The organism is Halolactibacillus alkaliphilus (assembly GCF_900115465.1).
Taxonomy (GTDB): Bacteria; Bacillota; Bacilli; order Bacillales; family Amphibacillaceae; genus Halolactibacillus; species Halolactibacillus alkaliphilus.
The window spans coordinates 38,828-62,069 of record NZ_FOWN01000016.1; the positions used below are offsets into that span (position 1 = coordinate 38,828).

Genomic DNA, 23,242 nt, shown 5'->3' on the forward strand with positions numbered 1-23,242 from the left:
TTTGTGTTAATACGTATTTTGCTCTTAGTTTAATCATATTTATTGACAAAAGTCGTGTAAAACGTAATAATAGATAGCATGCTATGTATTAGTGAGGAGGGTTTCATTTGCCGGAAGATTTAATTCTTTACATACGTTTTGTTTATTTTGCGCTTGAAAAGGAGAAAAATCACTATTTTGAACAGCATAATCTCACATCTTCTCAAGGCGATATTTTATTGTTTCTTGGTGGGGCTCATTACCATAAGGTAGAGGTGAATCAAAAGAATATTGAAGAACATTTTCATTTGACAAATCCAACGGTAACAGGTCTATTGAAACGTTTAGAAGAAAAGGGCTTTATTGGACGGAGAAAAAGTGAGGTAGATGGGAGACACAAACTTATTAATTTGACAGACCAAAGCATGCGAGTGCTTGAAGACTTTCAAACGCATAAAAAAAAGATTGACCAAAAATTACTTCGAGGTATTGATGAGGAAGAAGAACAAGCCATTCTAGTGCATATGAAAAAGTTGTTAAGTAATTTAGATCCAGAGCACAGACATTGTTAACATGATGGGAGGAAAAGCAATGATTAAGAAATTACTGCCTTTTTTAGGTGAATATAAAAAGGCGACCATTTTGACGCCGGTTATGGTTGTATTTGAAGTCATTTTAGAACTGATGATACCATTACTTATGGCGCAAATTGTAGACTATGGTATCCAGGGAGAAGGAGGTATGCGTTATACCATCCAGATGGGGTTACTCATGATTTTAATGGCTGTTGTGGCACTTGTTTTCGGTGCGCTTAGTGGCAAGTATGCGGCAGAGGCTGGTATGGGGTTTGCAAAAAATATCCGCTCGGGTCTGTTTGAAAAGATTCAAGGGTATTCATTTGCGAATGTTGATAAGTTTTCTACTGCCTCACTTGTCACGCGTTTGACAACAGACGTAACAAATACACAAAATGCCTTTATGATGATCATTCGTATGGCTATTCGTGCACCTATTATGCTTGTTGGGGCTACGATTATGGCGGTATCGATCAATCCAAGATTATCTATGATATTTTTGATTTCGATACCGGTCTTGTCTCTAACATTGTTCTTTATTGGTAAGAATGCACACCCACGTTTTCTAGCGATGCTTGAGAAATATGATGGGCTTAATGAAAAAGTTCAAGACTTTATCGTGAATATTCGTGTAGTTAAAGCATTTGTAAGAGAGGACCATGAAGAAACGCGTTTCTTAGAAAGTGCTGAACAAGTGAGAGATGCTCAGCTTAATGCAGAAAAACTAGTTATATTAACTATGCCTATTATGCAACTAACCATTTATGCAAGTGTCGTAGCCATTCTATGGTTTGGTGGTAATATGGTTATTGATGGGACGTTTAATATTGGACAAATGTCGAGTTTTATCATGTATATTATGCAAGTACTTATTTCTCTGATGATGATTTCCATGATTTTCATTATGATTATTATTTCTCGTGCCTCATTTTCAAGAATTATTGAAGGGCTTGAAGAAAAATCAACGCTTGATGACGACGGTGCAGATGCGGACTTAAAATTACAGGATGGTTCGATCGTCTTTAATGATGTTTCATTTAGTTATACGAACGATCCAAATAATGTAGTGCTTCGTAACATTAATTTATCGATTCAATCAGGAGAAACCATTGGTATTATAGGTGGAACAGGTTCATCTAAGACGACGCTTGTCCAATTAATTCCGCGCCTTTATGATGTGTTAACTGGTGAGGTGCTAGTGGGTGGACACAATGTCAAAGAGTATGCGCTCAAAACCTTACGTGATGACGTAGCCATGGTGCTGCAAAATAATGTGTTATTCTCAGGTACAATTAAAGATAACCTCAAATGGGGAAATGAAGCGGCTACTGATGAAGAAGTGATACAAGCAGCAAAAGCAGCCCAAGCCCATGACTTTATTGAGTCATTTCCTAAAGGGTATGATACTGACCTTGGCCAAGGCGGGGTAAATGTATCAGGGGGTCAAAAACAGCGCTTGACCATTGCACGTGCTCTTCTTAAAAATCCAAAAGTGGTCATATTAGATGACTCGACAAGCGCCGTAGACACGGCGACAGATGCAAAAATTAGAGCGGTATTTAGAGAAACCTTTAGTGAAGTAACAACGCTAATTATTGCACAGCGCATCAGTTCGATTTCAGATGCGGACCGTATTATCGTCCTAGATGATGGTCAAGTTAAAGGCTTTGATACGCATGAGAACTTAATGGAGACGAGCGATATTTATCGTGAGATATATCAATCTCAGAGTAAAGGAGTGAGTATTGATGGCTAAAGCTAAACCTATTACAGGCCCAATGGGTGGACCCAAAGGGATGGGTAAACCAACCAATGTGACGGCTACTTTAAAGAGAGTCGCAGAATATATGAAAGAAGATAAATGGGTGTTTCTTCTCGTTTTTATTGCGATTGTTACAAGTGCTTTGAGCAATGTCATTGGGATCTCATACTTGCAAACGATCATTGATAATTACTTAACACCACTTATGGAAGAACAATCATCAGAACTCATGCAAGGCTTTGTGATGGTGATTGGAACAGTGGCTATTGTTTATTTGGTTGGGGCAATCTCAACGTATATTTTTAATCGTTTGATGGTTGGTATTTCAACGCGGACATTGTATAAAATCCGTGTGGACTTGTTTCAGAAGTTAGAGAAGCTTCCGTTAAAATATTACGATACGCATACGCATGGGGATTCTATGAGTCTTTTTACAAATGATATTGATACACTTAGACAAGTGCTATCAAATTCAATTACAGGTGTAATCAACTCATTGATTACGGTTGTCGGCGTTTTTGTTATGATGCTTTATTTTAGTTGGCAACTAACGATTCTTGTTGTCTTGATGCTTCTGTTAATGTTGTATGCTGTCAAGGAAATTGGTGGTCGAAGTGCGAACTTCTTTGTTAAACAGCAACAAGAAATTGGTGACGTGAACGGTTATATTGAAGAGATGATTGAAGGACAGAAAGTGATTAAAGTCTTTTCAAGACAAGAAAAAGTACATGAAGAGTTTGATGTTTTAAATGAAGCCTTAAGAAAAAGTGCGACTAAAGCTAATACCTTTGCCAATATATTAATGCCGGTGATGGGAAACTTATCGTATATCCTTTATTCAGTAACGGCTATGGTTGGTGGGTTACTTGCTATTCAAGAAATATTAACATTAGGTACAGTTGTTGCTTTCTTGCAATTCACACGAACATTCTCACAACCTATCACGCAAGTATCACAGCAAATTAATGCTGTATTAACCGGTCTTGCTGGGGCAGAACGGGTTTTTACAGTCATTGATGAAAAACCTGAATTTGATGAAGGTACTATAGAGATGGTCCCTGTTACGATAAATGATGATGGATCGTTAACGGAAGTAACGGAGCGAACAGGGGAATTCGCTTGGAAAGATAGAGACGTATTAACTCATGTACGTGGAAGTGTGGTCTTTGATGATGTCGTCTTTGGCTATGAAGAAGATAAAACGGTCTTAAATGGGATTTCTCTATATGCAAAACCAGGTCAAAAAATTGCATTTGTTGGCTCAACAGGGGCAGGGAAAACAACGATAACGAATTTAATTAATCGTTTTTATGATGTGCCTGGTGGAAAAATCACTGTAGATGGTATTGAAATTAATCGTATTAAAAAGCCGGATTTGAGGCGATCACTTTCTATGGTTTTACAAGATACGCATCTATTTACTGGAACAGTGATGGAGAATATTCGCTATGGTCGATTAGATGCAACGGATGATGAGGTGATAGAAGCAGCGAAACTTGCGAATGCGGATACGTTTATTAAACATCTAAAAGATGGCTATCAAACCGAGCTGAAGTCCGATGGTAATAGCCTATCACAAGGCCAAAGACAATTATTAGCGATTGCCAGAGCTGCTGTTGCTAAAACACCAGTACTCATCTTAGATGAAGCGACATCATCAATAGATACGCGGACAGAGGCATTGATTCAAAAAGGAATGGATCGTTTAATGGAAGGTAAAACATCGTTTATAATTGCTCACCGCCTATCGACGGTACGCTCAAGTGATGCGATCATGGTGTTGGAACAAGGTGAGATTATCGAACGAGGAAATCATGAACAGCTTATTGAACAAAAAGGAAAATATTATCAACTATCAGCAGGATTGTTTGAGTTAACGTGAAAATCACTATTGAAGGTTATATAAAATCCCCGTCGATGTTTCATCGACGGGGATTTATGGATGTGTGGTTTAATTTTGTGATATTAACTTGCTTTATTAATCGTGTAGTTCAAAAATGCCCGAATACTGCGCTTCATCATTAAAGAAATAATCAAGGCGAGAGAAACAAGACCGGCAAAGATATAAAATGCCATATTATAATTACCTGTCGTATCTTTAATGTAAGCAACAAGTAAAGGTCCGAAAACTCCTGCGGCTGACCACGAAGTTAGAAGTAAACCGTGAATGGCACCTAGTTGGCGTGTGCCAAATAAGTCGCTAATGAAGGCGGGGAGAAGAGCAAAGCCGCCACCATACATAGATACTGTAATGAAGATTAATGCTTGCAGCAACAAGGCATTTGTCACATTTGGTAGTAGAAGCATAATAATCGCTTCTACACCAAAAAACATCATGAAGACGTTACTACGTCCTAAACGATCAGAAAAAGCAGACCATCCAAGACGTCCGCCACCATTAAAAAGCCCCATTACGCCAACCATTGTGGCAGCTGCGGTAGCTGTCATGCCGGCTTTTGTTTGAGCTAATGGTGAAGCTGCAGAAATAAGCATAATTCCCGTTGAAATGTTAATGAACATCATCAACCATAATAACCAAAAACGAGAGGTGCGAATCGCTTCTTTTGCATTTAACTGCTGCAAGCTTGGTGTTATTTTCTTTGTTTTTTGTTCTTTGTTTTTGGTCTTGTTTGGTGTATAGCCCTCAACAGGTTTAATAATATAGCTCGCGCCACTTATCATTAATATGAAGTAGACACTTGCCATAATAAAGAACATATTGTGTAAGCCCACATTTTTAATTAACTGCGTGATAATAGGAGCAGCTATTAAAGAACCCGCCCCGAACCCCATGACGGCCATACCTGTTGCAAGGCCTCGACGATCAGGGAACCACTTGACGAGTGTTGAAACTGGCGATATATAACCGAGCCCTAAGCCGATACCGCCAATAACGCCATACCCTAAATAAAATAGAGCGACTGATGACGTGAGCATACCAAAACCAGCAATCACTTGGCCGCTCGCAAAGAAAAAGGCAGCGATCGTCGCTGACTTTCTTGGACCCCATTTTTCAACAAATCTTCCAAAAGTTGCGGCAGATGTTCCGAGTAAAGCAATCGCAATCGTAAATGATACGGTAACGGTTTTGTCACTCCAACCTAGATTTTCTACGATAGGATATTTCAGAACACTGTAAGCATAGACTGACCCAATTGATAAATGAATGGCTATAGCTGATAATGCTATAAGCCAACGATTTTTCCTCATGATAACCTCCATAGCTATCAAACCACATCCACTGCATATAACTATATCAGATAACTGATTGTGAATCAGTGAACAGATTGTGAACAATGAACGAAATGTGTACATTTGCGAAGATGTGTTGATAATCTTTCGGATAAGTTGTTAAAAATCGCTTGTTGCGTTAGTAAACGGACATAATTTAAAAGCTAAGCCTCTAAATTAAATTAAATTAAATTAAAGTATAGAAGTGAAAAAGCCTCCATACGTATGATTATGTATGATCAGCAATGGTGATAGATTGGCAGCGCTCAGAAAAAACATCAAATAAGTCGATTTGCCATTCTTCTTTATCCTTAATATAGCTGATTTGGTCAATGACAAAAAGTTCTGATGGGTGCGTGGTAAGGCCACTATATACTTTTTTAATGACTTTCTTTTTGCTAAGACGGCTATTGTATGTGGATTGCTGATTTACAGGCGCAATTTTCTTTGTGGAAGCTATACGTGGGTAATGTTGGCTGATTGAATGATACCAAACGTCTACATGATCACCCAATTCTAATGAGCTAGAATTTGTCTCTACCCAAATAAGTTCATAATAGCGTTCTCGTCCGCCAGATCGCCGTAAATCTTTTGATTTTTCGGACTGTATAAGTAAGCGTTCCGGTGTTTTCTTAATGACATATCCTGTAAGGTCCGCGGGCGTTTGTTTAAAATATATGCATAGACTTAAACATGTCATACTAATGATTATGAATAAAGTCATTCCAATGGTCTTTTTCAATTTTGGACGTCCCTTCGTGTTATTAAAAGAGTAGCGTATATTTAATAAGACGGTAAACCTTCCTAAAAAGTTACATTTAATGTGTGAATTTTCAAAGCAATTAACCTATTTATCGCTACTTTTTAGTGGGAGAGCCACAAAGATGAGACATGATGTATATTATTAAAATCTAAAAACAGTACTCGACAAAGGTCGAATACTGTTCTCATGAGCAATAATTCTTTTTAGTTAATTAAAGCTTGCAACGGTGCTGGGATACGTCCGCCACGCTTAATCATTTTTTCAGAGCTAAATGGTTTTACACCGATGATAGGTGCGCGTCCAAGTAATCCCCCGAACTCAACCATGTCTCCTTCGTTCTTGCCAACGACAGGAATTACTCTAACGGCCGTTGTTTTTTTGTTAATCATACCAATGGCAGCTTCATCTGCGATAATCGCGGATAGAGTTTCAGCTGGTGCATCACCATTTAAAGCAATCATATCTAAACCGACTGAACAAACACAAGTCATCGCTTCCAGTTTATCGAGCGTAAGGGAACCATCCTGGATACCACGAATCATGCCATTATCTTCACTTACTGGAATGAACGCACCACTTAATCCACCAACATAGGAACTGGCCATAGCGCCACCTTTTTTAACGGCATCATTCATGAGGGCAAGTGCAGCAATTGTGCCATGTGTGCCTACGCTTTCTAAACCGATTTCTTCTAAAATCTCTGCGACACTATCATTCATAGCATTCGTTGGTGCGAGTGATAAATCCATAATACCAAACGGTACATTTAATCTTTCGGCTACAACACGACCAAGTAACTCCCCGGCACGAGTAATTTTAAAGACTGTTTTTTTAATGACATCCGCCACTTCGCCCAAATCGGCATCTGGGTAGCGTTTTAGGGCATTTAATACAACCCCTGGTCCACTTACACCGACACTTAATACTGCCTCACCTTCACCGGCGCCATGAAAAGCACCAGCCATGAATGGGTTATCTTCAACAGGGTTACAAAAGGCAACGAATTTAGCGCAACCTATACTATCTTGGTCTTTAGTTAACTCAGCCGTTTCTTTGATGATGTGTCCAAGTTGACCAACAGCATCCATATTGATGCCTGTTCTAGTCGTACCAATGGATACTGAGCTGCATACTCGATTTGTTTCACTTAGCGCTCGCGGAATTGATTGGAGCAACGTTTGATCAGCTTTGGTCATTCCTTTATGCACAAGCGCAGAATATCCACCAATAAAATCAACCCCAGTTGCCTCTGCGGCTTTATCTAATACTTTAGCAAGTTCAACAGCCTGATCAACTGTTAAGTCACCTAATATTTCTGCAATAGGTGTAATAGATATCCGTTTATTTACGATAGGAATGCCATATTCTTTTTCAACTTGCTCTGCGACTGGCTTTAATTGCCCAGCATAGCTCACGATTTTATTGTAGACATTATCTTTCACTTTATCAAAATCACTGTCTTGACAGTTGCGTAAGCTAATACCCATCGTGACGGTGCGTATATCTAAACTTTCCATTTGAACCATGCGAATAGTTTCTTGAATTTCTGAATAATGAATCGCCATTAGTTTTCCTCCTTAAATTCGGTGCATAGCTTGAAAGACATCTTCTAATTGTACGCTAATCGTTAAGTTCATATCATCTTCCACGCGTTCAAATGCCTCAAGCAAATCCTCTAAACGATCTTTATTATCCATTTCAACAATCATCATCATAGTAAAGTAATCTTGAAGAATTGTTTGACTGATGTCGTGAATGTTCATTTTATGTTCAGCTAATACGGTCGTTACCTTTGAAATAATTCCAACTTGATCTTTTCCTACAACTGTTACTACTGCTCGCTTTTGCATGTCCTTCACCTCATATTAATTTTTTAGAATGAAAAAAAGATTGGAGTCAATCCCCAATCTGTAAAGACAATAAGCTTTCAAATATACATGATTATTGTCTTCTGTCCTTTTACCTGAGATTGTGAATCCTTCGGTGCCGTCATCTGACGGGCTCTCCAGAAGTTGCTCCCATTATAGTGTCACCCATAATGATCATTGCGACTTATTTAATTACTATGCATCGTACCAAGTTTTCATTAAAAGGTCAACAGTTCTTTTTAGTGTGACAATTGGACAAGGGCGATGTCACAAGTGACATCGCCCTTTAAAAGGTAAAATATTTGTTTTTTAATACAAATTGCCGCGGTAGTTCATTCATAATGCTTCTAACTTAAACACATAATCCCTACCTCTATTATGTTCTTACGACTCTTGAGTCGATCCAGTTGAATAAGTGTTACGTTATTATTGTTTATCAATTTGCAACCATGATAAAATCCGTTCAATAATCGTGTCGTTCATCATACCGTCATGATGTGTATCCAAAACGTCAGAATGATGCCTCTTTTTACCTTGCCTATCTAAAGGCTAATCTTAATTATTGCACACAACTATATGTTTTGTCAATGAAAATATAGTTTTATCATAATTTAGGCATCAGTTGAGAACTGTTGTTACTTCAATCATGGATTGTTGACATAGACGATAAAACCCACGTCTAACTCTTAACTAGTGTCTATTTTTAAAAAATGGTATGATAATTATGATATATAAGGGGGGAAACACTTATGACAAATGATATTAAACTTATCGCATTAGATTTAGATGGTACGCTTGTTGACCATGGAGGGAAGGTTGTTACACCGCGATTGATTGAAGCTGTAAGAGAAGCTAAGAAACAATCGGTTGAAGTGGTTATAGCAACGGGACGGCATAGGACAACCAGTATGACAATCGCAAACGCGTTAGATGTTGATCACTTAATAACGTTAAATGGTGGGGAAATTTGGACAACCGGTGGAGAATTATTGTTACGGCAAGCTATCGCAAAAGAAGATGTTGAAAAAATCATTGGACAATTTGAACGTTTAAACAGCCATTACTGGCTTGTAAGTGATCGAGGTATTTTTCAACGTGAATTACCAAAGGATTATGTAGAACATGAATGGATAAAATTCGGATTTGATATTGTTGATGATGGTCTTCGAAATGAAGCGATAAAGTATTTTGAAGCCATTCGATCACTAGAACTGACGAATTCTAGTCCAACAAATATCGAAATCAACAACCAGGGCACGCACAAACGTCAAGCAATTGAATATTTACTAGAATCACGCCAATGGGATTTTAATCAAGTGATGGCTGTTGGTGATAGTATGAATGATATTAAAATGATTGAGCGGGCAGGTTTTGGTGTTGCGATGGGCAATGCTCAAGATGAAGTTAAGCGAAAAGCAAGATATACGACCAAGCGTTTTGATGAAGATGGAGCAGCTTTAGCCATTGAGAAAATGTTATCTGGAGAATTTTAAACTGATCTTTTATTTGATGTGAGAAAAAAGAGAATTTTTAAAAAATTCATTTGCATCTCACGCGAATCTGTTATAACTTAGTATATGTGACAAAGGGGTTTTAGGTGGATAATTTGCGCAATGATAAAAATCCACGTATGATAGAAAGAGAATGACACAGACAAAGGAGCTAAAAAATCATGACAAAACAACAATTTGGAGTCATTGGTCTTGCGGTTATGGGGAAAAACTTGGCTTTAAACGTAGAAAGTCGCGGGTATTCAGTATCTGTATTTAACCGTACGTACAAAAAAACAGAAGATTTCATGGGGAATGAGGCACAAGGAAAGAACTTCTTTGGTGCTGAAACGATTGAAGAATTTGTTGATTCATTAGAAAAACCACGTAAAATTATGTTGATGGTTAAAGCAGGACCAGCAACGGATAAAACAATCGAAACTTTACGACCTTTATTAGATGAAGGCGATATTATTATTGATGGAGGAAACACTTTCTTCCAAGACACAATTCGTCGTAACAAAGAACTTGATGAATCAGGTATTCACTTTATTGGTACAGGTGTATCAGGTGGTGAAGAAGGTGCGCTTAAAGGTCCTTCAATTATGCCGGGTGGACAAGAAGAAGCATACAAGCATGTGGCGCCAATCTTAGAAGCGATTTCTGCAAAAGTCGATGGCGATTCTTGTGTAACATATATCGGACCTAATGGTGCGGGGCATTATGTAAAGATGGTCCACAATGGTATTGAGTATGGCGATATGCAGTTGATTGCGGAAGCATACTTTATTCTTAAACACGTCCTTGGCCTATCAGCGCAAGAGTTACACGATGTATTCAAAGATTGGAATCAAGGTGAGTTAGATTCATATTTAATTGAGATTACAACGGATATCTTTAAAAAGACAGACGACGAAACAGGTAAACCAATGGTTGATGTGATTTTAGATAAAGCAGGGCAAAAAGGAACAGGAAAGTGGACAAGCCAAAGTGCATTAGATTTAGGTGTGCCCCTTCCTGTTATTACAGAATCTGTTTTTGCGCGTTTTATTTCAGCGCTTAAAGATGAGCGTGTGAAAGCAAGTAAGATTCTCTCTGGACCTACGGCGCAAACTGTGCCGTATGAAGGTGATAAAGAAGAGTTAGTTGAGGCGATTCGTCAGGCGCTTTATATGAGTAAAATCACATCGTATGCTCAGGGGTTTGCTCAAATGCGTACAGCATCTGAAGAATATGAATGGGATTTAGATTATGGTGAAATTGCGATGATTTGGCGTGGTGGATGTATTATCCGAGCACAGTTCTTACAAAAAATTAAAGAGGCCTTTGACCGTGATAAGCAATTAGCTAACCTTATGTTAGATGATTACTTTAAAGACATTGTTGAAACTTATCAAACATCGCTTCGTAAAGTGCTTTCTGTTGCGATGGATCGTGGTATTCCAGTCCCAGGTTTTGCAGGCGCGTTAGCATATTACGATAGCTATCGTACGGAAACATTACCAGCGAACCTTATTCAAGCGCAACGTGATTACTTCGGTGCTCACACATATGAGCGTGTTGATAAAGAGGGTGTCTTCCATACAGAGTGGTTAGACAAATAAAATAAAAGCAGTAGGTACTTAATAGCCGTTGATCAGCATGTAAATGCTTGTCAACGGCTATGTTGTTTATTGTTTAATTACCTAGGGCTAGTATTCACTAATATAAAAAGGTGAAAAGCAGGCTGGTGGCCTGCTTTAATCATGTATCATTCATATTAATACGCACTATTATTTTTCTTGTTTATCTTTAGAACAAGTTTCCCACCAGTGGAAACCATCTTTATTTAATAGAGTATCAGATATATCAGGTCCGTTCATGCCTGAGGCATAATTAGGGAAGTTAGCCTTAACTTTTTCCCAGCGTTTGCTAATGGTATCAACGAATTTCCAAGAAAGTGCCACCTCATCGGCGTGAACGAAACTTGTAGAGTCGCCATTGATACAATCATTAATTAAGAGTTCATATGCTTCTGGGACCTCAACGTTTTCTAAGCTCTTATCGTAATGCATTGTAATAGCCTTGCTTGTCATCCCGTAATCCGTCTTTTTGGCATTTAAATGCATGGTTATACCTTCTTCAGGGGCAACATGTATAACTAGTAGGTTAGGATTTATTGTTCCTTCGTTATCTTTATAAAGATTTAATGGTAAATCTTTAAATTGCACCACTATTTTTGTGCATTTTTCTTTCATACGTTTACCAGTTCTCACATAAAACGGTACCCCAGCCCAGCGGAAGTTATCAATCATGAATTTCCCCGCAACGAAAGTCTCGGTATTAGAGTCTTCTTCTACGCCATTGCTTTCTCGATAACCATTTAGTTCTACATCATCGACGATACCTTTATCATACTGACCGCGAACGAAGTAGTCATCGACTGTTTCATCGGTTAATGGCCTTAAACTACGCAACACTTTCACTTTCTCATAGCGGATATCATCCGGATGGATTTTTGCTGGTGGCTCCATAGCAACGAGTGAAACCATCTGCAAGAGGTGGTTTTGAATCATATCACGTAAAGCGCCTGATTCATCATAATATCTTCCTCGTTCTTCAACACCTAACACTTCACTGGAGGTTATCTGAACGTTAGCGATATACTGATTGTTCCAAAGGGGTTCAAACATGGCATTCGCAAAACGAACTATTTCGATATTTTGAATCATTTGTTTGCCTAAATAGTGATCAATTCGATAGATTTGATCTTCATCAAAGGCTTGACCTATCTGGTCATTTAGTGCTTGAGCAGTTTCATAGTTGTGGCCGAATGGCTTTTCGATCACAAGACGAGACCAGCCTTTATTGTCAGTAAGTCCTTGTGATTTTAGGTTAGCCGCAATTGGCCCAAAGAAATTAGGCGCCATTGCCATATAAAACAAACGATTACCGCCTGCTTGATGGTGTTGATCAAGTTCAGTAATGAAATTATCAAGTTTTTGATACTCAGATAAGTGCTGAGCATCGAATGGGTTATAATGAAAATGTGAAGCAAATTCGTCGTGATCAATTGAATCCCCTTGATACTCTTCAATCGAAGCTTTGACGTTGTTTCTGAAATCTTCTTGCGTTAATGGCCTTCTTGCTACTCCCACTACTGCAAAATGATCGGATAATTTTTTATTCCGATACAGTCGGTACAAAGCAGGGTATAATTTTCGATTAGCTAAATCCCCGGTTGCTCCAAAAATTACAATAATAGCTCTTGGTGTGTCTTGTGTCATTGGTTTTAACTACCTCTCTTTTATAGAATAAATGCTTAATTGTGATATGTAGGCCCTTTATATATTTAACATACCACTTTCAAGCCTTTAGATAAACTATTTTACATTTAACCGTCTTTAAAGTTATAATTCTTACAGATGGTTATCCTCTATCTTATCACGTATTCAGAAAATAACAAATAGTTTTACAATTATTATTTATGGGAGGAAATTGAATGAAGACATATAATGGCTATTTAATCGATCTTGATGGAACGGTCTATAATGGGACAGAGAAAATTGATGAAGCGGTTGATTTTGTTCGGGCTCTTAATCAACACAATATCCCGTATTTATTTTTAACAAATAACTCAACAAAACACCCGCGTGATGTTGCAAAGAAGTTGCAATCAATGGATATTGAAGCGACAGAAGCTCAAGTATTGACAACGAGCATGGCAACTGCAAAATATGTGAGCAAACGACACCCTGGCGCGCGAGTATATGCTATTGGTGAAGAAGGACTCATAATGGCATTAGAAGCCGAAGGCCTTATAATGACAGCTGATGCACCTGATTATGTCGTAATGGGACTTGATCGAGAAATAACCTATGAGAAGTTAGCAACAGGTGCGTTAGCTATTCGTAACGGGGCTCAGTTTGTTGCGACAAATGGTGACATTAAATTACCTAGTGAACATGGTTTTCTCCCAGGGGCAGGATCCCTTATTTCAGTTCTATCAGTAACAACGGAAACTGAGCCAACGTTTATTGGTAAACCAGAACCGATTATGGTGGAGCAAGCGCTTGAAGTGCTAGATATGACTAAAGCTGAAACATTAATAGTCGGAGATAATTATTATACAGATATATTAGCGGGGATCAACGCCGGTATTGATTCCTTATTAGTCTATACAGGTGTGACAAAGAATGAGGATTTAGTTCAGGTGAAGCAATTACCGACGTATACAATACAGTCGCTTAATGACTGGAATTTTTAAGGAGGCAGATTAAATGGCTATATCATATGAAATCATTCAACATATTGCTGTATTATCAGAAAACGACAATGGCTGGAAAAAGGAATTAAACCTCATTTCTTGGAATAATCGCGAAGCAAAATATGATCTGCGTGATTGGTCAGAAGATCATCAGAAGATGGGGAAAGGTTTAACATTAAGTAAAAAAGAAGTCGTAGAATTAAAGAAAGCACTAGAATTAATTGAATAAGCATGATAAATTATGTGCAGACTATGCTTTAAATTAAAAAAATAGGGTATAGAAACATATAAGTGTATATAACAAGGAGGACAAATTTTATGTTTAAAAAATTATTTGGAAAAGAAGAAAAAGTTGACAAAGAAGTACTTGTTTCCCCAATGACTGGAGAGGTAGTAGATGTGACAGAAGTACCTGATCCGACATTTTCAGAAAAAATGATGGGAGATGGCATTGCGTTTAAGCCGAGTGACGGTGCAGTTGTTTCCCCGGTAGCAGGTGAAGTCGTAAACTTATTCCCAACAAAGCACGCGATTGGCATCAAGTCTAAAGCGGGAGTTGAATACCTTATCCATATTGGACTTGATACGGTAATGTTAGATGGAGAAGGGTTTACCGCACACGTAAGTCAAGGAGATAAAGTTGAAGTGGGAGATCCGTTAGTTACATTTGACCTAGACTTTGTATCTCAAAAAGCAAAAACTATTACACCTCTTGTTATTACAAGTGATGTCGGTTCAATTGAAAAAAATATTAATAAGACAGTAGTCAAAGGTGAAACGGAAATTCTGACTGTACACTTATAAGAAACATGTACTTTAAAAAAAGCGAAGACCTCAGTGTCTTCGCTTTTCTATGATTACCGGTAAGTGACGCTTAGTTGAACTAGAACCTATACTATCTCTTCTTGTTTGTCACTGTTTTCGTTTGTAGCGTCAATCATTTGGTCGCCTGTTTGTGCTTTTCTCATTTGATGCGTTGGTATGTCTTTAGTGCGGTGTTTTTTTTGAGCTATAGACATTAATGTCCCTTTTGCGACAGATAATAAAGGCTCATCTGCAACATGAATAGGCACATGTAGTTCGTTTTCTAACCAAGGTATGATCCCTTTTAATAAAGCACCTCCACCAACAAGGGTAATACCAAAATCAACAATATCACCACTTAACTCAGGTGGTGAAGCTTCAAGTGTTTGGTGGATCATTAAGGCAATATGATTCAGTGTATCAGATAGTGCCGATTGAATCTCTGTGGATGTCAATTTAAGTGATTTAGGTAGACCAGTAAGTAAATCGCGACCACGTATGTTAAGTGATACCTCATCGTGTTCTCCAGGTGCATAACCGATCGTTTGTTTGATATATTCTGCCGTTTGTTCACCAATCAAAATATTGTAGGTATGCTTAACATATTGAATTAATTCCTCATCTAAGTCGTCACCTGCTGTTCGTAATGAACGACTTGTGACAACACCACCATACGAAATAATTGCTACTTCAGTTGTTCCGCCACCAATATCGACAATGGTACTACTGATAGGTTCTGTAATAGGTAGACCAGCGCCAACTGCCGCAGCAACAGGTTCTTCAATGAGTTGAACAGACTTTACACCGAATGAATGCATCGCATTTTCAATGGCGCGTTTTTCAACAGCTGTGCTACCTGAGGGTGCACAAATGACGATATGTGGTTTTCTAAAACGCTGATTTACTTGTACTTGTACTTTGGATAGCACCTCTTTTAACATTTGACTCGTTAAATCAAAGTCAGCGATTACGCCTTCTTTTAAGGGGCGAATGGTTTCGATATGTTGAGGTGTTTTTCCTATCATTGCTTTTGCCTCGTGGCCAATAGCAGTTATTTTATTCGTTTGTCGGTTAACCGATATAACTGTTGGTTCATTGTAAAGTATTCCTTTGTTAGAAGCATAGACCAGCGTATTTGCTGTGCCTAAATCAATGCCGAGTTGAATAGGTTGAATCATAAACATTCTCCTTTTATTTCTATAAGTATATAACTTGTCATCAAACTGTATATTCAGGTATAGTGTTTTATGCGGTATGTTTCTTTTTACGCAATACATAGCAGTCTAGCACATCGTTAAATAATGAGACAAACGCCAATAGACCTAATCGTTAAAAGACGTGACCTCTGCTTCACTTGAGATTAAATTTCTATTATAATAGGTGAGGATATAGTCATTTAAACACAAAAAAACACTAGGACTTCAGCTTGGAATTTAACAAATTCATCACAGTAACATCACGTTTTCTTTACGCTATATCACAAGGATGTAACAAAAACTAGCATATTTGAAGGAGAAGTTTATGAAAACAAAATTAATTTATTTGTATGCCATCATTATTACTACATTAACGTTGCCAAAATTGAAGCAGGCGCAAAAATTACCAAACGATAACTATGAAATAAAAGGTCAAGCGATTTATAAGACGCCAGAAAGCATCTCGCGTCGTGTGATTAAAAAGACGGGCACAGCTGTTACGGTTCATGGTTTAGAAAAGATTCCTGAGGGACCTGTGCTTTTTGCTTCGAACCACCAGGGATTGTTTGATATTTTACTATTGTTAGGTTATATTAATCGTCCGATTGGTTTTATTGCTAAAAAAGAGATAAAAAAATTCCCTATTATAAGAAGTTGGATGAAGGAATTGCAATGTGTCTTTATTGACAGGAGCAACCGTAGAGCAGCTATTAAAGTGATTGAAGATGGAGTGAATAGTTTAACGCTTGGTCAGTCAATGGTTATATTTCCGGAAGGGACCAGATCAAAAGGTGGCCCTATTGTGCCCTTTAAGTCTGGGAGTCTTCGTTTAGGTACACGAGCGGGTGTGCCGATTGTCCCTATTACAATAAACGGGACCTACCTAATGCTTGAAGCAAACAATGGTAAAATGAAGGCAGCGAATGTTTCGTTAACTGTTGGTGAGCCACTCATGCCTGAGGATTATCGAGATCTAAAATCCCAAAAGATTGCAGATATTGTATTTGAACGTGTGGAAAGTCATTTGAATCGTTAAAGTATAAGCACCCTTGAAAAGTTGAATAACTTTTCAAGGGTGCTTATTATTGAGCAGTGTTCTTTTAATAACTATGATAATGGGTGGTACTACTAATAAGCTGGCGTGAATGATTAAAAGGCACTTGATATTTAGCTAATCCAGTCGATATAAGCTTTAGGACTATACTTTTTAGTTGTGATAGGCTATTTAGATGGAATTAATCGTTTTTTTTCATCAATAGCTAGGTTTTTTTATATAATTTCGCTATACTAGTATGAGATAATAAGGTAATCAATCCATTAAATCCAATAAATTACAAGAGGCTAAAGGTGAAGCTATGACAAACCCATCCATAACAGACATGTTAGAACAACAGACATTAAATCAACTACTTGAACAGTTTAAACAGCAACAACTGGCTGACGATGAGTTAAAAGAGCAACTTTATACATACGTTTCAAAAAAAGTTTTTTCGACAGATGAGTTAAATAAGCTTGTGAGTCGAACCTTCGATATAATTTTAATGGATGAACAGGGCTATTTAACATACTGTGATCAAGGATTTGCAGAACAATTAGGCTATCGCCAAGATGAATTGATTGATCATCATTATCGCATGCTTCATGCCAAGGTACATGATGATCAGTTTTATAATGAAATGTGGCAAATGATTCAACAGGGCGAAGTATGGCGCGGTGATATTGCTACTGCAGCTAAAACAAATGACGTTTACTGGCATCGGACGACTATTATTCCTATTTTAAGTCAGGCGCAAACACCTTATCAATTTATCGTCTTTCGAACAGATATTACGGATGTCAAAAAAACAGATAAAGCTATTTTGGAACAACTTGATGATGACTACAGAAAAGTGTTAAGTCATGTGATGAATTTAACGTTTAGAGTGAATCGAGATAAAACGATTAATCGATACAAATTCAGACTTTTTGAAGGTAAGCTAATTAGAAAAATGTCACCATCTTTTGACAGAATTGTTACAGGACACGATGTGTTTTTTTATCATGACCCTAGTTTAACTCGGTATTTTGAACGTGCCTTTGAAGGTGAGGAGGTAAGGTTTAAGCATCGCTATAAAAAGGTTACCCTTCTAACAACGCTTGTCCCGATTATCGAACATGGTCAAGTCATTGAAGTTGTTGGAAGTTCAAGTGATGTCAGTTCGCTAGAAGAAGCAGAAAAAAAAGCTAACCGATTGACTTATTATGATTTATTGACTGAGTTACCTAACCGGGCCAAATTTAAACTGGATTTAAACGCCGTCGTTCATGATCGTCTAACAGATCTTGCGGTAATTATTTGTGATATTGATAAATTAAAGAATATTAATGATACACTGGGTGAAACGATAGGTGATGATGTTATTCAAACGGTTGTTAAGCGGATTCAAGTTGAATTAAAAGATGACGACCAATTATATCGTTATGGTGGAGATGAATTCGCTATTATTACGGCAGGGGATGAGGAACAGTTAAAAGACTTAACCAGCCGAATGATAAAGGCAATCAATAAACCAGTAACATCACATCGTCAAGATATGTTTGTTTCAACCTCGATGGGGGTTAGCCGTTTTGGTATTGATGCCCATACTGAACAAGAACTTGTGCAACATGCGAATGTAGCCGTTCATTATTGTAAAATCAATGGGCGAAATCATATGTTGATGTATTCACTAACAATGGAAGAGGCTTATAATGAAAATGTTATTTTAGATGCAGATATTAGAAAAGCCCTCCATAATGATGAATTTGAATTATATTACCAACCGCAAATAAACGTAACAACAGGAGAGGTTATTGGTTTGGAAGCACTTATTCGATGGATGCATCCTAAAAAAGGACCAGTATCACCAGCGAAATTCATTCCGCTTGCAGAAGAGTCAGGTGTGATTACTCAAATAGGAGAATGGGTAATTAGAGAAGCGTGTCATCAACATAAAGAGTGGATTGAAAAAGGGCATAAACCTATGCGCATTGCGGTTAATGTATCAGCTGTAGAATTACAACGAACGGATTTTGCCGCCAAAGTACAAGGAATACTAACAGAAACGCATATGGATCCACACTTTCTGGAAATAGAAATTACGGAAAATAGTGTGATGCAAAATACAGAAGATTGTATATTAACGATGAATTGTTTGAGACGCATGGGCATATCTTTGTCTATTGATGATTTTGGTACGGGTTACTCATCCTTCGGATATTTAAAGCAGTTCCCGATTAATTACTTGAAAATTGACCAATCGTTTGTGAGAAGTGCTTTAAAAGAACAGAGCAGTGCAGCGATTGTGCGAGCGATGATTCAACTTGCACATAATTTCGGGTTAAGAGTGGTGGCGGAAGGTGTTGAAGATGAACATGTTCTCTCGCTATTAAAGAACGAGCAATGTGACTATTATCAAGGTTATTATTTTAGCAAGCCAGTTAACGCAATGGAAATAGAGAAAAACTATTTTTCGATTTAAGTTTGTTACGTTGATAAGTTAGCTGATCACTTCCTTTATATTGTGGATGGTCAGCTAACTTATTTTTATTAGGTTTGTTTTTCTTATATAATGAAGTGTAATCAATATGAAAAGGTGGTATATGATATGATAAGAGTACTTTTTGTTTGTTTAGGTAATATTTGTCGTTCACCAATGGCAGAGGCGTATTTAAGGGATTTAGTTTCTCAAAAAGGTTTGTCAGAAAGAGTGATGATTGATTCTGCTGGTATTGGTCATTGGCATGAAGGAAAGCCACCATACATAGGCACGCGTGATAAGCTTGACGAGGTAGGTATTTCTTATGAGGGTATGACTGCCCGCCAAATAAAGCTAGATGACCTGGATAATTTTGATTTTATCGTTGCAATGGATCATCAAAATTATCAAGATATTCTTAACCTAAGAGAAGAAGCACCAACAGCCAAAGTCGTGAGATATATGGATGTTGTCGATCATGAATTGACTGAAGTTCCAGACCCCTATCATACAGGTAAATTCGATGAAACATTTGACTTAATTAAATTAGGGGCAGAGCGGTTGTTAGAACGGATTATGAAAGAATCTAAGGAGATGGAGTGATAATCATGAAAAACAAAAAAATGATTGGTTTTGTTGTACTTGGCGCAATGACAGGTGCGGTGATTAGTTTATTTGATAGAGGTGTTAGGCATGAATGTAAAGACACGCTTGATAGGAGCAAGCTAGTCTGTCAATATTATGCTAAACATCCAGCCGAATTGATGAATCAATGTCAAAAGCAATTAGCTTGGATGGCAGATTTATCTGAGACAGCGTTAGATTTAACTGTGAAATCGGTAAATAAAGTAGAGGATATGTTAGAGAAAATAGAAGAGAACGTATAAAGTTAATAAACTTTTGAAGGAGGCGCTGACTATGAAAAACTCTAAAATAACGATATTAAAGCAATTTGGTATTGATTTATTTAAAAACTTTACAGAGGATGAGGTGACCTCCTTAGCTGCGCAGATGGCCTACTTCTTTTTACTTTCATTATTTCCACTTTTGATTTTTCTTGTGACACTTGTTGGTTACTTTCCCATCGATACTGCCTCGATTTTAAGTGGATTAAGTGATTTTATTCCGAGCGATGCAATGACATTAATTGAAACGAACTTGGAACAAGTCATTGATTCAAGTGGTGGAGGTTTACTGTCAATTGGTATCATCGGCACATTGTGGTCTGCTTCTAATGGCATCAATGCTATCATGCGTTCTTTAAATAAAGCATATGATGTGGAAGAAAATCGTTCATTCATAGTTGGACGATTAATTGCTATCTTATTACTTATTTCAATGCTTGTCTTGATCCTCGTGGCACTATTACTACCCGTTTTTGGTCGTGCTTTAGGTGTGTATGTTTTTTCATTTTTTGGTGCTTCTGAAGCTTTTATTGATGTGTGGAATATGCTGCGATGGGTTATTTCTTCCTCAATATTTTTTATTGTCTTCTTATATTTATATCGTTTGGCACCTAATGCAAAGGTGTATATTAGAGACATCCTTTATGGTGCGTTATTTGCAACCTTGGGCTTTCAATTAGCCTCATTTGGTTTTAGCTTTTATGTCAATAATTTTGGGAATTATTCAGCGACATACGGGAGCCTTGGGGGTATTATCATTATGATGTTTTGGTTTTATATTACAGGCATTGTGATTATCACAGGTGGGGAAATCAATGCTCTAACCGCAAAGTACCGGGGACGTTCTTCAAAGAAAGACAAGCAACATATAACCAAAAATATTCGTGAACTAAAAGGTAGAAAAAGAGCTTCAAACAAAGAAGAAATGTCTACCGCATTAGTGAAAAGGAAAAAGCAAGAGTTGGTGGAGGTAAAGAAGGATAAATAGGACGGTTAACCATCACTGCCTTTTCTTCACAAGCTTAAACCCAAGAAAAGAAGTTAGCAGATGAGGGATGGGATATTTTGTTCAATTTCAGCTGAATGTCTTTGCGCTGCTCATTGTGGTCATATTATATGCAATGATTCGGTTAAAACAACGTTACGGATTAAATGATTATTATGCGAACAGTGCTGTTCAAGAAGGACGCGCGCTTCTATCTGCACAAAAAGAATTAAAGAACGTGTACATACGTAATAAAAAAGAACAAATCAGCGCCGTTAAAAGAAAAATAAAAGCGACGAAGGCGCGCTTGACGACACTTCAAAAAATAAAAGGCTCTTTTGTCAAAGGAACACCGATGTTCAATAAGACATCACGTGAACAACAAAAAGGGGCCTTTTTTGTTGTGACATATAAGCGCTACACACGCTTATTTTACTGCGCCTATGATTTTGAACATCAACACCTTGATGTTGAAATCAAACACCTAAAGTCTCGCTTCGGCCAATTGAACTTTAAGAAAGACCGCTACGAAAAACAATGGATTGTATTGTCAAACAAAGTGGCGGGTGTGTGTTTTGGTAGTAAAAACTCGCCTGCGGCCGGTTAACACAAAAGACGTATCACGCTCATACTGAGCGTTGGCAGAAAGATTGGGCAGCAGCACGTTGCGGTAAGATGACTATTTCAGGACGGAAAGATGCCAAATCAGGTAACTTTGTCTTTCATTATCACCCAGAGACGCATACCCTTACCTTCAAAGCGATTGACCAATGTGTGATTAGTCTCTCTGACGTTGTTTTCCCCTATGGCCAAGACCATGTCAACCATGCCATTCAGACACAAATGAACCTGAAAGATAAGAAAAAGTACGGGAAGCCTATTGGATGGTCGCTTGAGGACCATGGTGACTACTATATCGTTAAATGCTTAATTGATGTGCCTGCTACACCCTATCTGAATACCTCAACGTCAACCGGCATGATTGGTGTTGATTTGAATGTGAATCATATCGCTGTCGCTAATGTCAACGCCATAGGTCAATGTGTGGATACCTGTACCCTCCCGTTTGATTTAGAGGGTAAAACGAGTGGACAGAAGGCGAAAATAATAGAAGCAGAGGCCATTGCCCGACGGGCGATGGGCTTTAAAGAAAAACTCCCACCGATGTTGTATTCGCTTGTTCCAGAGCAGAAACAAGGTCTACATCATTGGGCGCATTGGGCGTATATGACACGCACCCTGTCTTTCTTCAGAACCCATGTGTTCTAACAGACAGAACGATTTGACCAAAGCAAGGTGTGTTCCTGGAACACACTATTTCTTCAAGAGGCTTTAATAGATGTTGAGAAAATAGGTTTGCGGCGGTTGGAAAGTAGAAAAACTATGCTTAGTTGAACGAGCATGGGTCCCCTTTACGCTGATTTTATTTGATTTAAATGATTTTAAAAAAATCAATGATACTTATTGACAACATGCTGGTGATATATCTTTGAGGGCTTTTGGTGATGCGCTGAAAACTATCTTTAAAGATCATGCTTTAGTTTCTCGTCTTGGTGGTGATGAGTTTGTTGTTGTTTTAGAAGGGAAAGAAGTTTTGAATCCTTGTACAGAAGAGATTAGCATTCTATTGAGCCAGCACAGAGAATTGTATATTAAACAGCTATCTTTTAGCTCAGGTATTGCGGTGCGAAATGGCTTCGAGTCTACAGAACAACTCTACCAACAAGCCGATCAGTAATTATACAAAGAAAAAAGGTATTTTCATCAGAACCCTATTGATCGTTCATAGTGTTTAATCTAATGCATAAAGAAGCGCGTTGTTCGTAACATGAACAACGCGCTTCTTCGTTGTGCGCCCGGCATGGGTAGTAACTTGGTGGTGAAAGTCCATTACAGACTTGGCAGTAGGAACTGTTAGCGAATGACAAGGGTGTCTTCCGT

22 protein-coding genes and 1 riboswitch are annotated in these 23,242 nt (G+C 38.0%); of the genes, 16 read left to right on the forward strand and 6 right to left on the reverse strand.

The window, feature by feature from the left end; translation table 11 throughout:
• Positions 1–107 precede the first annotated feature (107 nt).
• From BM163_RS08010 to BM163_RS08020, 3 genes are read left to right on the forward strand one after another with little or no spacing between them, the layout of a single operon-like run.
• Positions 108–551 (forward strand): MarR family winged helix-turn-helix transcriptional regulator, encoded by a 444-nt coding sequence (locus BM163_RS08010; RefSeq protein ID WP_089801961.1) that lies wholly within the window; start codon positions 108–110, stop codon positions 549–551.
• Positions 552–570: 19 nt separating this feature from the next.
• Positions 571–2,310 carry an ABC transporter ATP-binding protein gene (locus BM163_RS08015; RefSeq protein ID WP_089801963.1) on the forward strand — a complete coding sequence of 580 codons (1,740 nt, stop codon included), beginning with the start codon at positions 571–573 and terminating at the stop codon, positions 2,308–2,310.
• The gene (locus BM163_RS08020; RefSeq protein WP_089801965.1) at positions 2,303–4,198 is read left to right on the forward strand and encodes an ABC transporter ATP-binding protein; all 1,896 of its coding nucleotides are present in this window, start codon (positions 2,303–2,305) and stop codon (positions 4,196–4,198) included. The genes BM163_RS08015 and BM163_RS08020 overlap by 8 nt, the downstream gene beginning before the upstream one ends.
• 83 nt (positions 4,199–4,281) lie before the next feature.
• Here the strand turns inward: BM163_RS08020 and BM163_RS08025 are convergent, their stop codons facing one another.
• From BM163_RS08025 to BM163_RS08040, 4 genes are all read right to left on the reverse strand, one after another.
• Complete coding sequence (locus BM163_RS08025) at positions 4,282–5,526, reverse strand: L-lactate MFS transporter (RefSeq protein WP_089801967.1); 1,245 nt, start codon at positions 5,524–5,526, stop codon at positions 4,282–4,284.
• Between the two features lie 250 nt (positions 5,527–5,776).
• On the reverse strand, positions 5,777–6,289 hold the full coding sequence (locus tag BM163_RS08030; RefSeq protein ID WP_089801968.1) for a DUF3221 domain-containing protein: 513 nt from the start codon (positions 6,287–6,289) through the stop codon (positions 5,777–5,779).
• Positions 6,290–6,513: 224 nt separating this feature from the next.
• Positions 6,514–7,875, reverse strand: a complete 1,362-nt coding sequence (locus BM163_RS08035) for a PFL family protein (protein ID WP_089801970.1) — start codon at positions 7,873–7,875, stop codon at positions 6,514–6,516.
• Positions 7,876–7,887: 12 nt separating this feature from the next.
• Entirely contained in the window at positions 7,888–8,160 is a 273-nt protein-coding gene (locus BM163_RS08040; RefSeq protein ID WP_089801972.1) for an ACT domain-containing protein, read from the reverse strand.
• 91 nt (positions 8,161–8,251) lie between these two features.
• Positions 8,252–8,329: riboswitch (glycine riboswitch) on the reverse strand.
• Positions 8,330–8,927: 598 nt separating this feature from the next.
• On the opposite strand from BM163_RS08040, the gene BM163_RS08045 reads away from it, so the two are divergent.
• Together BM163_RS08045 and gnd are read left to right on the forward strand one after the other, a co-directional pair.
• Positions 8,928–9,671, forward strand: a complete 744-nt coding sequence (locus BM163_RS08045) for a Cof-type HAD-IIB family hydrolase (protein ID WP_089801974.1) — start codon at positions 8,928–8,930, stop codon at positions 9,669–9,671.
• 179 nt (positions 9,672–9,850) lie between these two features.
• The gene (gene gnd / locus BM163_RS08050) at positions 9,851–11,272 is read left to right on the forward strand and encodes an NADP-dependent phosphogluconate dehydrogenase (RefSeq protein WP_089801976.1); all 1,422 of its coding nucleotides are present in this window, start codon (positions 9,851–9,853) and stop codon (positions 11,270–11,272) included.
• A 168-nt stretch (positions 11,273–11,440) separates the two neighbouring features.
• On the opposite strand, the gene zwf is transcribed toward gnd, so the two are convergent.
• Positions 11,441–12,934 carry a glucose-6-phosphate dehydrogenase gene (gene zwf, locus BM163_RS08055; protein WP_089801979.1) on the reverse strand — a complete coding sequence of 498 codons (1,494 nt, stop codon included), beginning with the start codon at positions 12,932–12,934 and terminating at the stop codon, positions 11,441–11,443.
• 215 nt (positions 12,935–13,149) lie between these two features.
• Here zwf and nucF point away from each other — a divergent pair, with 215 nt between their 5' ends.
• The 3 genes from nucF to BM163_RS08070 all read left to right on the forward strand — a co-directional run bounded on the left by nucF (position 13,150) and on the right by BM163_RS08070 (position 14,718).
• Positions 13,150–13,914 carry a 5' nucleotidase NucF gene (gene nucF, locus BM163_RS08060; RefSeq protein WP_089801981.1) on the forward strand — a complete coding sequence of 255 codons (765 nt, stop codon included), beginning with the start codon at positions 13,150–13,152 and terminating at the stop codon, positions 13,912–13,914.
• Between the two features lie 13 nt (positions 13,915–13,927).
• The gene (locus BM163_RS08065; RefSeq protein ID WP_089801983.1) at positions 13,928–14,143 is read left to right on the forward strand and encodes a YdbC family protein; all 216 of its coding nucleotides are present in this window, start codon (positions 13,928–13,930) and stop codon (positions 14,141–14,143) included.
• An 89-nt stretch (positions 14,144–14,232) separates the two neighbouring features.
• Positions 14,233–14,718 carry a PTS sugar transporter subunit IIA gene (locus BM163_RS08070; RefSeq protein WP_089801985.1) on the forward strand — a complete coding sequence of 162 codons (486 nt, stop codon included), beginning with the start codon at positions 14,233–14,235 and terminating at the stop codon, positions 14,716–14,718.
• Between the two features lie 86 nt (positions 14,719–14,804).
• Here the strand turns inward: BM163_RS08070 and BM163_RS08075 are convergent, their stop codons facing one another.
• A complete protein-coding gene (locus BM163_RS08075; protein ID WP_089801987.1) occupies positions 14,805–15,896 on the reverse strand; it encodes a rod shape-determining protein in 1,092 nt (363 codons plus the stop codon).
• 343 nt (positions 15,897–16,239) lie between these two features.
• Here BM163_RS08075 and BM163_RS08080 point away from each other — a divergent pair, with 343 nt between their 5' ends.
• The 8 genes from BM163_RS08080 (at position 16,240) to BM163_RS08115 (ending at position 23,039) form a co-directional block, all read left to right on the forward strand.
• Positions 16,240–16,950: a lysophospholipid acyltransferase family protein gene (locus BM163_RS08080; RefSeq protein ID WP_089801989.1), complete on the forward strand. Its 711-nt coding sequence runs from the start codon at positions 16,240–16,242 to the stop codon at positions 16,948–16,950.
• A 319-nt stretch (positions 16,951–17,269) separates the two neighbouring features.
• A complete protein-coding gene (locus BM163_RS08085) occupies positions 17,270–19,414 on the forward strand; it encodes a sensor domain-containing protein (RefSeq protein WP_089801991.1) in 2,145 nt (714 codons plus the stop codon).
• Between the two features lie 126 nt (positions 19,415–19,540).
• Positions 19,541–20,014, forward strand: coding sequence for a low molecular weight protein-tyrosine-phosphatase (locus BM163_RS08090; RefSeq protein ID WP_089801993.1), 474 nt, complete (start codon positions 19,541–19,543; stop codon positions 20,012–20,014).
• A 5-nt stretch (positions 20,015–20,019) separates the two neighbouring features.
• Positions 20,020–20,298 carry a hypothetical protein gene (locus BM163_RS08095; protein WP_089801995.1) on the forward strand — a complete coding sequence of 93 codons (279 nt, stop codon included), beginning with the start codon at positions 20,020–20,022 and terminating at the stop codon, positions 20,296–20,298.
• A gap of 31 nt (positions 20,299–20,329) precedes the next feature.
• Positions 20,330–21,304, forward strand: coding sequence for a YihY/virulence factor BrkB family protein (locus BM163_RS08100; RefSeq protein ID WP_089801997.1), 975 nt, complete (start codon positions 20,330–20,332; stop codon positions 21,302–21,304).
• 67 nt (positions 21,305–21,371) lie between these two features.
• Complete coding sequence (locus tag BM163_RS08105) at positions 21,372–21,908, forward strand: hypothetical protein (RefSeq protein WP_089801999.1); 537 nt, start codon at positions 21,372–21,374, stop codon at positions 21,906–21,908.
• A gap of 68 nt (positions 21,909–21,976) precedes the next feature.
• Positions 21,977–22,570, forward strand: coding sequence for a hypothetical protein (locus BM163_RS08110; RefSeq protein WP_089802001.1), 594 nt, complete (start codon positions 21,977–21,979; stop codon positions 22,568–22,570).
• A gap of 214 nt (positions 22,571–22,784) precedes the next feature.
• On the forward strand, positions 22,785–23,039 hold the full coding sequence (locus BM163_RS08115; RefSeq protein ID WP_089802002.1) for a diguanylate cyclase domain-containing protein: 255 nt from the start codon (positions 22,785–22,787) through the stop codon (positions 23,037–23,039).
• The last annotated feature ends 203 nt before the right edge of the window (positions 23,040–23,242 follow it).